This is a genomic window from Streptomyces sp. DH12 (genome assembly GCF_020873895.1).
Taxonomy (GTDB): Bacteria; Actinomycetota; Actinomycetes; order Streptomycetales; family Streptomycetaceae; genus Streptomyces.
Genome location: NZ_JAHWGT010000022.1, coordinates 90,642 through 103,793 on the forward strand (window position 1 = coordinate 90,642; position 13,152 = coordinate 103,793).

Annotated in this window: 13 protein-coding genes and 1 tRNA gene; 1 reads left to right on the top strand and 13 read right to left on the bottom strand. The window is 69.9% G+C overall.

The annotated features are described in order from the left end of the window. Positions 1-2: 2 nt before the first annotated feature. Complete coding sequence (locus LPA54_RS21160) at positions 3-338, bottom strand: DUF1360 domain-containing protein (RefSeq protein ID WP_228980144.1); 336 nt, start codon at positions 336-338, stop codon at positions 3-5. A 117-nt stretch (positions 339-455) separates the two neighbouring features. Continuing rightward, the gene (locus LPA54_RS21165) at positions 456-689 is read right to left on the bottom strand and encodes a DUF2800 domain-containing protein (protein WP_228980146.1); all 234 of its coding nucleotides are present in this window, start codon (positions 687-689) and stop codon (positions 456-458) included. A gap of 112 nt (positions 690-801) precedes the next feature. Here LPA54_RS21165 and LPA54_RS21170 point away from each other — a divergent pair, with 112 nt between their 5' ends. After that, positions 802-2,058 (top strand): PIN domain-containing protein, encoded by a 1,257-nt coding sequence (locus LPA54_RS21170; protein ID WP_228980148.1) that lies wholly within the window; start codon positions 802-804, stop codon positions 2,056-2,058. A 43-nt stretch (positions 2,059-2,101) separates the two neighbouring features. Here LPA54_RS21170 and LPA54_RS21175 read toward each other — a convergent pair whose 3' ends face one another. From LPA54_RS21175 to LPA54_RS21225, 11 genes are all read right to left on the bottom strand, one after another. Further along, a complete protein-coding gene (locus tag LPA54_RS21175; protein WP_228980150.1) occupies positions 2,102-3,682 on the bottom strand; it encodes a terminase family protein in 1,581 nt (526 codons plus the stop codon). Beyond that, on the bottom strand, positions 3,679-4,356 hold the full coding sequence (locus LPA54_RS21180; protein ID WP_228980152.1) for a hypothetical protein: 678 nt from the start codon (positions 4,354-4,356) through the stop codon (positions 3,679-3,681). Before LPA54_RS21180 ends, LPA54_RS21175 begins: the two co-directional genes overlap by 4 nt. A gap of 77 nt (positions 4,357-4,433) precedes the next feature. Continuing rightward, complete coding sequence (locus LPA54_RS21185; RefSeq protein WP_228980154.1) at positions 4,434-5,282, bottom strand: ParB N-terminal domain-containing protein; 849 nt, start codon at positions 5,280-5,282, stop codon at positions 4,434-4,436. Next, on the bottom strand, positions 5,246-6,703 hold the full coding sequence (locus tag LPA54_RS21190) for a hypothetical protein (protein ID WP_228980156.1): 1,458 nt from the start codon (positions 6,701-6,703) through the stop codon (positions 5,246-5,248). The genes LPA54_RS21185 and LPA54_RS21190 overlap by 37 nt, the downstream gene beginning before the upstream one ends. 100 nt (positions 6,704-6,803) lie before the next feature. Further along, positions 6,804-6,880, bottom strand: a tRNA-Arg gene (locus LPA54_RS21195). A gap of 118 nt (positions 6,881-6,998) precedes the next feature. Then, positions 6,999-7,511, bottom strand: a complete 513-nt coding sequence (locus LPA54_RS21200) for a DUF488 family protein (protein WP_228980157.1) — start codon at positions 7,509-7,511, stop codon at positions 6,999-7,001. A gap of 133 nt (positions 7,512-7,644) precedes the next feature. Next, positions 7,645-8,886: a ParB/RepB/Spo0J family partition protein gene (locus LPA54_RS21205; RefSeq protein ID WP_228980159.1), complete on the bottom strand. Its 1,242-nt coding sequence runs from the start codon at positions 8,884-8,886 to the stop codon at positions 7,645-7,647. A gap of 142 nt (positions 8,887-9,028) precedes the next feature. Continuing rightward, positions 9,029-9,697, bottom strand: coding sequence for a hypothetical protein (locus tag LPA54_RS21210; protein ID WP_228980160.1), 669 nt, complete (start codon positions 9,695-9,697; stop codon positions 9,029-9,031). Positions 9,698-9,793: 96 nt separating this feature from the next. Next, complete coding sequence (locus LPA54_RS21215; protein ID WP_228980161.1) at positions 9,794-10,744, bottom strand: magnesium chelatase domain-containing protein; 951 nt, start codon at positions 10,742-10,744, stop codon at positions 9,794-9,796. 117 nt (positions 10,745-10,861) lie between these two features. Beyond that, positions 10,862-11,209, bottom strand: coding sequence for a hypothetical protein (locus tag LPA54_RS21220; protein ID WP_228980162.1), 348 nt, complete (start codon positions 11,207-11,209; stop codon positions 10,862-10,864). Positions 11,210-11,326: 117 nt separating this feature from the next. After that, positions 11,327-13,132: a DNA cytosine methyltransferase gene (locus LPA54_RS21225; RefSeq protein WP_228980164.1), complete on the bottom strand. Its 1,806-nt coding sequence runs from the start codon at positions 13,130-13,132 to the stop codon at positions 11,327-11,329. Positions 13,133-13,152: the final 20 nt, after the last annotated feature.

The following is a 13,152-nucleotide window of genomic DNA, read 5'->3' on the forward strand; positions in this document are numbered from 1 at the left end:
CGTCAGTTGCCCTTCCGGGAGTCGTCCCACCGGTTGAGGAGGACCGCCGCGCCCGCGACGGCCAGCCACTCGAAGCCGTGGACCAGGACCGGGGCTTCGTGCCACTGGCCGGTGACGAGGAGCCAAGTCAGCAGGAGGGCGCCGGCGACCCACCAACCGGAGCAGTAGACGCAGGAGATCAGCGTGATGACTGCGCTGCGCACGGAGCTGTCGGGCTTTCGGCCGTGCCAAGCGAAGATCCGATCGCGGACCGGGTCGAGGATGGAGTCGTGCACGACGAGCTGCGTGCCGCGGTACCCCGCTAGCGCCAGGAAGGCGAGTTCTGCGAAACTGATCATTCCGTACCCCAGGCTGATCATCCGGCCGAGTGAGGGCGGGGATGATAGGCCATCTCGCGAGGGTGGGTCCGGCGTTACTCCGCAGCGGGCCCCAGTTCCCAGGCGTCGTGGAGCTGATCAGAACAACACGGGCTCGCCCTGTTCGCCGGGCTCCGGCTCGGCTGGTTCGTCAACCGCCAGCTCCATCTGGCCGTACGGCAGGTCAACGATCTCCAGCGACCCGTCACACGAGACCAAGGCGTCATAGCGGGAGCGCATGTTCGGTGGGTCGTGCCGCCACACGCGGCCCTTGCTGAGGCGCCCGGCGACGGGGCCGGCGGCGACATCGCGACCGCACCTGGGGCACTTCACGCGGGGCAGCTTCATCACCTGCCCAGTGTGGCGCAAGTGAGTGAACTCCAATGCGGGTACGAAGGCGATCTGGGACTCTTGATCGGAAGCCGTCCCAACGCACGGAGTGCACGTGATCATTCTGGACAGCAGCACGCTCGTGAGCGCCGGCCGTGGAACTGGCCTCGACCTGCTGCGCGCGATCAGGCGTTCTGGAATCGACGTAGGCATCCCACAGATGGTGGTGGAGGAACTAGCCGCTCAGCAGGCTCTGACCTACTCCGACGCCTACGCGGCGGCTACGAAGGCCATGGAGTCGCTGTGGAAAGCGACTCCATGGAAGACCACCGCGTCCCTGGCCGACGAGACCGACAGGGTCAGAGCTCACTGGCGCAACTTCTACGCAAACCTCGGTGAGCCGCTTCGTCCCAGCCAGCAGGTCCTGGAGGAGGCGCTGGCACGGGAAGCGAACGCTATCGCCCCGTGCAAGCGGACGGGGCCGGAGAAGCGACCGATCAAGGTCGGTGGTCGAGACGCCGTGATCTGGCTCACCGCTGTGGAATACGCCAATACCCACAAGGATGAGACGGTCTACTTCGTCAGCGGGAACACCACGGACTTCGGCGACGGCACAGATTACAGGCCGCCTATGGACGCGGATCTCGAAAAGATCAGAGACAGGTTCAAGCACCTGACTAGCCTCGATGACGTCATTGCCGAGTTCGCTCAGGAAACGAACATCGATCGCTCCAAGGTCGAGGAGACGTGCAGCCTCGGGGCTGTGCACGATGTCGTCATCCGCACCGCTGTCGATAACTGGGCGATGAAGTACGACGTCCTGTCGTTCGGTTTCGCTGCGACCGCATTCGACGACAAGGGCGGCTACGACACACGGGCAACGGGTTGGCTCGACCCGGCCGGCGTGGAAGCGATGCCCTTGTCCCTCAACGACATCAGGGGCTACCGCATCGGCGGGCACGAGTGGGCGATCTGTGAGGTCTCCTGGGAACTCGGGGGCTGGGTGCTGCACGGCGAGGACGATGAATTCGGGTGGGTCAGCACGCGCTACGACACGCGACTGCTGGTTTCGGCAGAGTCGGGGACCGCCGCTGTCTTGGGCGATTCCGAGCCGCGTGCGTTGGATTACGCACCAGTGAACCGCCCGAAGCGCGTCGTGGACGCCGACAAGCTGCGCGCCGCGCTTCTGGCTCTGCGCAGCCGCACACCGCTGGAAAAGACGGTGGCCTACCAGCTGGAGGGCGAGAGGCGCCGCCATGACAAGTTGGTCCTCTCCAATCTCCTTGAGAGCACGAGAGCGTCTGCGAATTTGATCGCTAAGCTGCGGCCTCCATCTGAATGGAACCGATGGCACGACGGCCCGCCTCTCTAACGCAGGCGCCCTGAACCCGGGCGGGGGTGCTGGCCAGATCGGCCTACTTCCCGATGCGCCTCCCGTACGGTCCGGCGGCGGATGGGGCCTGCCGGCCCCCCGACGTGGGGGAAGTGGGTAGCGGGGCGTGGACGATCGCGCCTTGGTTGACCGCGGGGATCAAGCCGTACACGAGGATGCAGGAGGCATCGATCCGGCCGGGGCTGTCGCTGTCGGTCGGCATCCACGTGGCCCACTCGTTCTCCAGGTCGACGAACGTGCCACGCAGCCGGATGCGGTCTTCCACCATCTGCTGGGCGATCGGCTCCGCCCTGAGTAGCTTGCCCTGCTTGGCGTTGATCGGCTGGAGGCCCGGCATCAGCGTGCCCTTCGGGATCCGGCCTTCCGCCTGGAGCGCCTTCCACGCGGTGTCGAGCGCCAGCAGGCACATGTCCCGGCCGTAGTTCCACTCCACGTAGATCACGCCGGCGTGCGTCTCGTGGGCCAGCAGGCACGCGGTGCGGGACCACTCTGCCGACGACATGGACCGCGTCTTGTCGTGGGTGATCCACACTCGCTTGTCGGCGCCAAGGAACCCGCCGATGACGCCCGCAGTGTCCCGGCCGCCGCCGGATGGGTCGATCGCCACGGCGATCTTCTGCGGCTCCACGACCGTGATCCCGTCGCGGATGGAGCGAAGCAGGTCGCGGGAGACGAGCGCGCCTTCGGACGGCTGCGGGTCACCCTGCGACAGGGCGTGCCAGTCGCGGACGCTGGAGCCCTCCTTGTCGGCCTGCCACCACGCCTTCAGGGCCTGCCGGTTCCGGGTGGGGATCTTCGGGTGCGTCAGCGGGTCGCCGTCGCGCCGGCCTAGCGGGTCGGGCCCGAACTTGCTGGGGTTGGCGAGGGCCGGGAGGTGGACCACCTTCCACTTCCCGCCCTCCTCGAGTCGGCCGTCCTCCGCCAGTCGGCGGCCCGCGAAGTCGTCCGGGTGCCACCGGGTCTGGATCGCCACCACGGCATGGCGGTCCGGTTGCAGCCGCTTCACGGCGGCCGACGACCACCAGTCGTGGACGCGCTCGCGCATCTTCTTCGACTCGGCCTCAGCACGGTCCTTGTGCGGGTCGTCCACGACGAGGAGGTTGACGTCGAAGCCGGTCAGGCCCGCGCCGATGCTGACGGAGCGGACGCCGCCACCCTTGTTGGTGTCGTAGTCCTGCGCGGCCTCCGAGCCGGGCAGCAGCGCCAGGTCGTACTCGCCACCGAACTCGGCGACGTACCGGCGGATCGCCTTGCCGCGCCGCAGCGCCAGGTCATCCGAGTACGACGTCACGCCGACCCGGTCCTCGCCGTGCAGGCACAGCCACCAGAACGGGAACCACTCCGCGACCGTGGTGGACTTGCCGACCTGCGCCGGCGTGACGACGAGGAGCCGGTTGTACTCGCCTCGCTCCAGGCCCACGAGCGCGTTGCTGATGATCTTCAGGTGCGGGCGCATCCGGTAGCCGGGGTCCAGGCCGCGGGCGAGGGTGGCCGGGTCGCGCAGCAGGTCCCGCGCGGCGGCCCGCTTGGCAGCCTGGAGCCGCCGGAACACCTGGACGTCGTCAAGGTGGTCCAGCTCTCGGTAGTCGTGCTCGGCCGTCACTCGTCTTCCGTGTGCTCGTCCAGGGCCGGGGTGGGCTCGTGCTCCTCGGCGTCGTCCTCGTCGGCCGGCTCGTACGTCTCTTCGCCGTCGTCCTCGTCGTCCGCGTCGCCCAGGGCGCGGGCGCGGCGGGCCACCGTGGCGGCCAGCTCGGCGAGGCGTACGCGCTTCTGCTCCAGCGGCATGGCCGCGTACTCCTCCACCGCGACGGTGAGCGGGTCGCCGCCGGGGCCGGTGACCGCGATCGTCTCTGTCGGATCCCCGAACAGGGTCCTGCGCCACTTCAGCGTGATGTCCACGAAGCGGGTGAACTCGGCGAGCGTCATGTCCGCCGCCTGCTGCTGCACGTTCGGCAGGGCCTGGCCGATCATGCCGGTCATGATGCGGAGCACGCGGACGTCCTCGCGGGCGGCGCGGCGGCGCTCCTCTTCCATCTCGGCGGCGTACTGGCGCTGCTGGTGCGCGTCCCAGGCCGAGGCGCGGTCGTGCCAGCGGTACTCGGCGGCCATGGCTCGTACATGGCTGTACGAAAGTGCTAGCTCGTCCGCCGCTTTTGCAAGGGTCCGGGTGAGGCCGAGGTCCCGGAAGGCGAGGAAGCGGGCGTGGCGTTTCGGGGTCTCGCGGGGCTGGCGCTCCCAGGGGTCGAGCGTCGGGTCAAGGGTGATGCGGTCGCTCATGGCTGATCACGGTCCCTGGGGGGTGCGGGGCCCGCGAAGCGCGCACGCGGGTGCTTCGCGGGCGTGGTTGGGCGGGGTCAGGTGGTGGCCGGCTCGTCCTGCTCGGCGGCTTGCTCGACTTCTCGGCGGGCGATGTCGGTGAGGAGGGCGATCATCGTGGTGAAGTTCCGTACGTCCTTGCAGCGGCCGAAGGCGTACACCGCGGCGGCGAACTCCTCGAACTGGGCGGCGGGGGCGACGCCGACCAGGTCGGTTCCGTTGGCGATGGCGGTCACGGCGTCCTTGAAGTCCTCCATCTGGTGGGGGAGGAACATCAGCGTCGCGGCGCGCCAGTCGAACTCGCCGTGCGGGATGGCCAGCTTGGTGTCGTCGGGCTCGACGGTGGGGAGCTGGTCCTCGTCCAGGCCGGTGGCGATCAGGTCGTCCACGTTGTCGATCATCGAGACGAGCTGTGCGAGGACGTCCTTGTCGGGGTCCCCGTGCAGCTCGTTGTGGGCGATCTGCTTGGCGATGACCTCGGAGCGCCGCATCTTGCGGGTGTCGATGATGGCGGGGATCCGCTGGAGGCCGGCGGAGCGTGCGGCGCGGGAGCGGTGGTGTCCGGAGATGACCTCGATCGGGCCTTCCCCGCCGGGCTGGTGGCAGTAGGGCAGGGACTCGACCATGCCGCGCTTGCGGATGTTGCCGGTCAGCCTCTCGAAGTGCCGCGGCTGCATGACCTGCGCGTTGATGTCCTGCTCGCGGAGGGAGGAGACATCGACCCAGCGGATGTACAGGTCGTCGCCGATCTGCATGACGTCCTGCGGCGGGTTCGCCGTGTCCCAGGACGTGCCTGTCGGGCTGGGCTCCGGGGCGGGCGCCGGGTCCTGGTCCTGGGGGGCCGGGGTGGTCACTTCTTCTTCGCCTTGCTGCGGCTTGCGCGCCATGCCTTCTCCTTCGCGAGGAACGTGCTGAGGGTGGTGGGGATGTCGTCGGTGACCCAGTCGGCGCGGTACGACAGCTTGTAGCCGTCGGGGTGCTTGGCTCGGGACTCCAGTTGCATGAGGCCGCGCAGGCCCTTCGCCTCGGGGTGTCGGGTGTACTCGACGGTGACGAGGCCGTTCGAGGCGGCCAGCAGGATCTCCGAGGCGCCGGTGAAGACGAGCTTCGCGGTGTCGCGGCGCAGGGCGAGCATGGTGGCGAGGCGGGTCAGCCGCAGCTCGTAGTGGGGGGCGCCGAACGCGAACCGCATCAGCAGGTGCGTCGTGTACTTCGTCGCGCCGGGGTACGGGCGGGTCATCGTCTCGGCGCCGTAGCCGATGACGCCGGCTACGAAGCCGTCCACGACGACGAGCATGTTGTACGAGCCGGGGGCGGCGGCGAGACGGTGCATCCACAGGTCGCGGTAGTAGTCGACCTCCGTGCCCTTGGCCGGGACGACCTCGATGCGGGACTGGTCGGTCACCTGGTGGTCTGGCGGGATGATCGGTAGGGAGGTAGGCGCGTAGGTCCGGGACATGCCCAGAGCGACCTTGGGGCCTCCCGTGAGCTTGAAGATCTCCTCGGGTCGGTTGCTGATGACGAAGGCGCGGGCGACGTCGCCGAGCGGGTGCGCGAACACGGGGGTCTCGTGTGCAGCGACGCCGGAGCGTTCCTCCTGGAGGAACATCAGCAGCGCGGCCTTGTCTCGCATGTGGTCGGCGAGCCGCTGCATGTCGACCTCGGGGTCGAACACCGAGTAGGGCGGCTCCGCCCACTCGACTCGGCCGCCGGTGTCGAAGAACTTCTCGAACCCGGCTTTGTACGTCGGCGGGGCGGCGATGATGATCGCGTGCGGGTCGTCCTCGGCCTCCGCGATGTGGTCCCACATGCACTTCGGGGCGAACTTCACGCCGGGGAGCCGTTCGGCGATCGAAGCGAGGGAGCCGGAGAGGCGCTTCTTGTGCTCGTCCTCCCGCTCGATCATGTCGGTGACCAGGTTCGTCCAGTAGTCGACCTCCGGCTTGGCCTGCATGCGGGCCAGCCAGTGGACGTACAGCAGGTGGGCGGCCTGGTCGACGAGCGGCCCGTCGGGCAGCTCGACCGGCTCGCCGTCGAGGGTCATGCCCAGCGACTCCAGGTCGCCGCCGGAGACGCAGGTGCCGACGATGCCGGTGTAGAGGGTGACGTCGGAGGTCTCCATGGACGACGGGGGGATGCCGGCGTTGGCGGCGACGAGGGCCGCGGCGAACGAGCCGACGCCGACCTCCACGTACCGCGTGTACTGGTCGCGCGGCAGCTTGTTGAACACCTTGCGGTAGAAGGCGCGGTCTGGGGCTGAGGAGTTGCCGGCGAACAGGACACCGGGTTGGGCGAATCCAGCGGGCATCGCGATCCCAGGGGGGTCTCAGCGGTTCGCTCGGCCCACAACCAGCAGCGTTCGGGGGCACAGGGTAGCTGCTGGGCTGGTCAGCGGAACGGGGCCGGGATGGACCGCGAGGGAGGACTCGAACCTCCAACCTCCGCCTACGAGAAGCGGTGCTCCATCCAGTCGAGCTGCTCGCGGTTGGCCGTGACGCCGGCGGAATGGTAGCAGGCGTTTCCGGCACCCCTCGGCGGCCTTATGGACGGCGGTGAAGGCCGGTGGCCGGGCGTGTGGTTCCCCGGCCACCGGCCTTCCTCGATCAGAACAGGGTGGGCGGCTCGGGCATCTTCGGCTTGCGGGCGCGGGGCGCCGTCGCGGACTGGGGGTCAGGGAGTTCCGGGACCTCCCAGCCGTAGCGCTCCAGGAACCATTCGGCCGCCCACCGCCGGTGGCACGCCTCGCCCTGGTTGACCTTCTCGTAGCACAGCAGGACGCCCGGCAGGGTGGGGTACGACCGTGCCACCTCCCGCAGGGCGGCCAGGATCTCCGCCTCGTGCCGGGTAAGCCGCTGCCGGTAGACCCGGCGCTCGATCGGGATGTCGTCGATGCCCTTGAGCGGGGGCCGCATCAGCTCCCAAGGGGCCAGGGCCTGGATCTGGATGTAGCGGTAGCGGACGAAGCGGGGCCGGCCGACGGTGATGCCGATGGGGACGCCGGCCTCTTCCCGCCAGTCCTGGTAGCGGCCGGTCGCCAGGTCCAGCGGCTGGGCGACGTCGATGCGTTCCACGGCGGGTTCGGGGCCGTGCAGGCCGAGGTGGTGAAGGTTGATCATGGTGGGCCTTTCTCCTGTGTGCGGGTGGTGGTTGTACTCGCTCACCCTTCAGCGGTCCACTGGGGTTACGTTCGTTATCCCGGTGGTTTTGGCTCAGGGGCCCGGCGCGTGCGGGGCCCCTGAGCGTCCTGGGTCAGGGGGTGGTGGTGTCGAGGGTCTGGGTGGCCTCGGCGTCCGGGGCGACCCGGAGGGCGCCCGCGCGGACGGTGGCCGCGGTGGCCGCCTTGGCCAGGTTCTGGGCGGCCTTCGTGGCGACCTGGCGCAGGTGGTCGATGCGCATCCGGTTACCGGGGATGCCGCCGTGCGCGCCGGAGAGGAGGATGGCCAGCTCGTCGGGGTCCATGCTGGCGATCTCCTGGAGGATTTCGCCGGCGGCGCCGAGCTTGCCGATCTTGCCGACCAGCTTGGCGCGGTCGCTGATGATCTTCTCGCGTCGGTCCACGTCCGCCTCCAGCTCGGGGAACATGCTGTCCCCGGCCTTGCCCGGGGTCGGCGCCTCCTCGGCCAGGACGAACATGACGGACTGGGTGGCCGCCTGCTCCTCTTCGCTGCGGACCTTCTGGCAGAACATCTCCGCGTCCCTGATGGTGTTGAACTGCCCCCGGCTCCAGCGGGCGATGAACGCGTTCTGGTTGGCCGGGCTGATCTGGGCCGCGTACCAGGCGAGGCCGACCGGGATGTGGCCCTTGAGGAGCGCTTCCCGCACGGCGGGCACGAGCTTGAGGAGCTGGAGGCGGCAGTCGACGTAGTTCCAGCTCTTGCCGACCCTCTTGGCGACCTCCTCCGGGGCGAGGCCGAAGTCGACCAGCTTCTGGAACGCTTGCGCCTCCTCCAGCGGCGTCATGTTCTCGCGGCTCAGGTTCTCCGCGACCGACCGCTCGAAGGTCTCCAGGGTCTCCGAGCCGCCGTCCAGGCCGTGGAAGACCATCGCGTGCATCTCGGTCAGGCCCGCCATCCGGGCCGCCCGCCAGCGGCGCTCGCCGGAGATGAGGACGTAGCGCTTGGCGGAGGGCACGTAGCGGACGCTGATGGCCTGCTGCTGGCCGATCTCCTTCAGGCTGGCAGCCAGCTCGCGCAGCGCCTCCTCGTCGAAGACCTCGCGCGGCTGGTTCTCGTCACGGTCGATGCGATCGGTGGGGATGGTCCTGAGTGCGGTCTTGAGCTCGGGCCGGGCCACCCTGGCGGGCTCGACCACCTTCTTGGCCGGAGCCTTCCTGGCCGCCACCGCCTTAGCCGGCCGGGCGGCCGCCTTCCGCGGGGCAGCCGCCTTCCGCTGGGCAGCCGCCTTCCGCGGGGCGGCCTCCTCGGGGGCCGCCTTCGAGGTGGCCGCCTGGACCGCCTCCGTGGTGGTGGTCTCGGTGGTGGTGGCCGTCATGGTGCCCTCCGTAGTGGGTGGTGGGTGGTGGGTTGGTACACCTTCATCATTGACCAACACACTTGGTATTACCGGTTTATCCCAGATGATTTGGTCAATAAGTCGTCAAGCAAAGCCGCAGGTCAGCGCCTTGCAGGGGCGTTCAGGCCGGCTCGCCGAACAGGTCGAGCTGGGCGGCTTCCACGACGGGTCCGCCGCCTTGGCCGGCCGCCCGGTGGGCCAGGTGCTGGGCGACCGTCCAGCGCGTCCAGGCGCCACCCGAGGTGTACTGTCCGGCGCTCGCGGAGAGGATGAGGAGGTCTGCGCGGGCTCGGTGCACGGTGCCGTCAAGGATCAACCACACCTCGCACTTCGGCGCGCCGAGAGCGGTGACCATGGCCAGCTGGTGAATGTCGCCCCACCCGGGGTGCAGTGCTCCAGGGCGGACGTAGACCCAGGTGCCGAGGTTCACGTCGCCGGGCCCGGTCGTGGTGTGCCGGTAGGGCGGGCGCTGCCGCACCGGCCGGGCGGGCTTCGGCGGGTAGTAGTGGCTCGGCGGGTAGTGCGGGTGTGCGGGCCGGAGCTTGGCGGCCTGGGCGGTGACGGCCTCGGCGTCGGTGTAGCAGCGGGGGCCGCCGTGCCACTGGCGGGGCGTTGTCGTGTCCGCCCAGGTGGTCGCTCCGCAGACGCACCGGCAGGTGGTCAGGTACTCCCCGGCGATGGCGCACGGCCAAGCCGTGCCGCAGGCCCGGCAGGTCGGGCTACCGCTGTCGATGCCGTGGGGAAGGTGGCTGTGCGGGAGGTAGATCGGTCGCGGCGCCCAGGCGGCCATGCGGACGTCCCTTCTCTGGCAGGGGGTGGAGGCTGGTGGGTCGTGGTACGGGGGCGGGCCGGGAGTCCTGCGCGCTCTGGGCCCGCCCCGCTGGCGCTACGCCTCCGGCGCGAGCCGCTTGAGCTCGGCGACCGCCTCGGGCAGGTGCCGGACGCCGATGACGTCCAGGTCGAGCCCCAGGCCGTGGACGTACGGGGCCTGCTGGGCCGGGACGATGACGGTGCGGCACGCGGTGGCGGCCGCCGCGGTGGCGGTGTGGCGAAGGTCGGTGACCTGCCGGAGGTACCCGTCGAGGCCCAGCTCGCCGAGAAGCACGGCCTCGTGGAGGGCGACCGGGCTGAAGGCGCCGGCCGCCGCGAGCGCGGTGCAGGCGATTGCCAGGTCGGCACCGGCGCCGCCGAGGGAAATCGGCCAGTTGGAGGTCACCTGCATGAGGCCGGGCTTCCACTCCTGGCCGCTGTTCACGATGGCCGCCCGGATTCGGTCGCGGGTCTCGCGACTCCACATGGAGTTGGGGCCGGTGACCTGGAACGCGGGGGTGCCGCCCGGGGTGTACTCGGCGTGCACCGTGACCATGCCCCTGCGGGTGGGGATCGCGATGGCCGCTATGCCGCGCCGCAACACCTGCCCGGTGGGGAGCAGGACCCTGCGGAACGGTTCGCCGCGATCGGCGACCTCCCAGCCGGCCTCGTCCAGCCCGCCGTAGGGCATGGCGTCGGCCAGGAGGGCGCCGATGTCGTCCGCGATGCCGTCGCGGAGCAGGCTGCCCGCGCTCGCCGGGGCGTACCAGATGGTGCGGCCGTCGCCGTCGATCACGTCCACGAGTTCGGCCTCGGCGGTGTCGATGGTGACGGCGGCCGCCTCCGGGAGGTCCTGTCGGATCAAGGCGGCGACGTACTCGATGGTGTTGCGCAGGAGGAGGAGGCGGGCGCGGCCGGCGTTTTGCAGGGCGTCCTCGGCGGCCTGGGAGAGGGCGGCGGTCGTGGGGTCGGTGTAGAGGGGGTGGAGGGGGGTGGCCTTCGCGGGGCCGGCGGTGGTGTTGCCCATGGGGTGTGTCCTTCCGGGATGGTGTCCAGGGGGGTCCTGGGCGGGCAGCACGCTCCTGGGGGGACCGTGCTGTCGGCTCAGGGGGCGGCCGGGGGCCGGCCGCCCTGCCTGGTGGGGTCAGCCGAGTTCGATGACGAAGCGGCGGTCGATGGTGGGCCTCCAGCCGGCGTCGATGTAGGTGGTGCGCTTCGAGCTGAGGCCGAGCAGGTTCCCCGCGGTCTGCTCGATGCGGTGGAGGAGGGTGGGGGCGAGGATGCTGTCCTCGCCGGCCCGCCAGGCGAGGTAGCCGGTCTCGCTGATGGCGACCGGGGCGCCGGTGCGGGCGTTGATCGTGAGGGTGGTCGCCTCGGGCAGGTACTCCTGCACCATCTCCGTCAGGCGGGCGGTGCCCTGGAGCAGGGCCTGCATCAGGGCCGTCTGGGCGTTCGTCGTGGTCCAGTTGCGCGCGGTGGTGGTGGCGGTCATGGCGGGCTCCGTGGTTGGTGGTGGGGAGTGGGTACACCTTCATCATTGACCAATGCGACCGGGGTTACCTTCCTTATCCAATCTTATTTGGTCAAGTAATCGGCAAGTATTCGCTGGTCATGCGGTCGTCGTGAAGTCACCGCGCTCGGGGGCGTACCGGCTGATCTCCTCGCCGGTGATGCACTCGGCGAGCGCGCTGATCAGGATCTCGGCGGCCGGGGGCGTGACCGCGTTGCCGTACTGGCGGACGCGGTCCCTCTTGCTGCCGAGGACCACGTAGTCGTCGGCAAAGGCCATCGCGCGGCCGATCTCGTGCGGCTGGAGCATCCTGAACAGGACGTCTTCGATGTTGACCTCGCCGGTGACCAGGGCGTAGCGGTCACGGGTCGAGAGGGTGCCGACGGGCTCGCTGACCGGGCGCGGGGTCCCGTTGCCGTAGTAGGGGGCCAAGAACGGCTCCCAGGTGACGAGGGACTGGTGGCCGGTGGTGGTGAGGGTCCGCATCGGGTCGGCCAGGCTGGTGCAGTGCTCGCCGCCGTCGCCCCGGCTGCCGTTGTTCCGCATCATCATCCCCGGCACGGGCGCGGCGGCCAGGCCGTGGTGGTTGCCGGAGGCGCAGACCGTGGCGAGCGGGTCGGCGATCGAGCGGACGTCGCTGCTGCCGCCTCGGATTTCCGTGATCCACGGCAGCCAGGCCAGGCCGGCTTCGGCTCGTGCGGTCTGGGTCTGCATCGGCCCGTAGATCGGGCGGGCATTCTTCCCCTCGCGGCCGTCGCAGGGCACGAGGAGCGGGGGAACCGCGAGGGCGTCGTTCTCGCGGGTGGTGCGGGTCGGCATCGGCTCGAACAGGTCGGTGGCCGCGTCCCGCCAGGTGCCGCCGGTGGGCACCATCAGCGGGCGAGCGAACCGGTCCAAGCCGGCCTGGATCCGGCGCATCGTCTTGTCGGCGAGCGGCTTGTCGCGGTCGCCGATCCGGGTACCGGCGATCGACCAGTCGATGGCCGCCGCGGCGGGCAGCGCCTCGGGCTCCACGACTTGGCGGCCGCACTGGGTGTTCGGGCACCGGTAGTCGTACTGGCTCTTGTACCGGCCCATGTCGATGCCGGGCCGCCGCCACGACTGTTCGGCCCGGATCCACTCGCGGCAGCCGGTGCAGTAGGCGCGGGGGTTGAGCCACTTCGCCCAGTTCGGCGTACGGCCGAGGCTCTGGTGCCAGTAGGCGAAGTAGAGGCGGTCGCGGGACTGCGGGGCGCGGTGGACGCTGCGGGGGTCGGCGTGCATGGAGTTGAGGGCGATCAGCCGGGTGCGGTAGCCCATTTTGTGGAACTCGGCCACCCAGCGGTCCCACTCCGCCCACTGTCGGACGTCGACCACGTTCTCCACGACCCCCGCCTTGACCAGGTGGCCGCGTTCGATGACACCCCGCAGGTACAGCGGGATCTCCTCCATCAGTGCCCGACTGGCCTCCTCCTCTTCGGTGGGGCCGTTGTCGCGCTCCTCGCCGGTTTGGAACTTCTCCGACTCCAGCTCGGCGTACAGGTCCAGCAGATCGCCCTGGACCGCCTTGGCGAACGAGCGCTTCTTGCCCTGGGCGATCGACCACTTCGTGCATTCGGGCGAGCCCCAGTGGATGTCCGCGATCGGCCAGGCCCAGACCGGGGCCTTGCGGATGTCGCCGATGTAGTGGGCGACGCCGGGGAAGTTCCGCTCGTGGGACTCGATGGCCTTCCGCCAGTGGTTGGCGGCCCGGGTGACGCTGACGTTGGGGACGGCGTCGGCGCCCTGGGTGGAGCCGCCGGCTCCGCAGAACCAGTCCATGACCGACAACTCGGTGCCGTCGTGCTTGTACGCCTTGGCCCGCGCGTGGGCGGCCTGGGTCGGCGCGGCGGCCATGGCGCGGGTGGTGGTGGAGATGTAGGGCATGCGGGCCTGTCCGTTCTGAG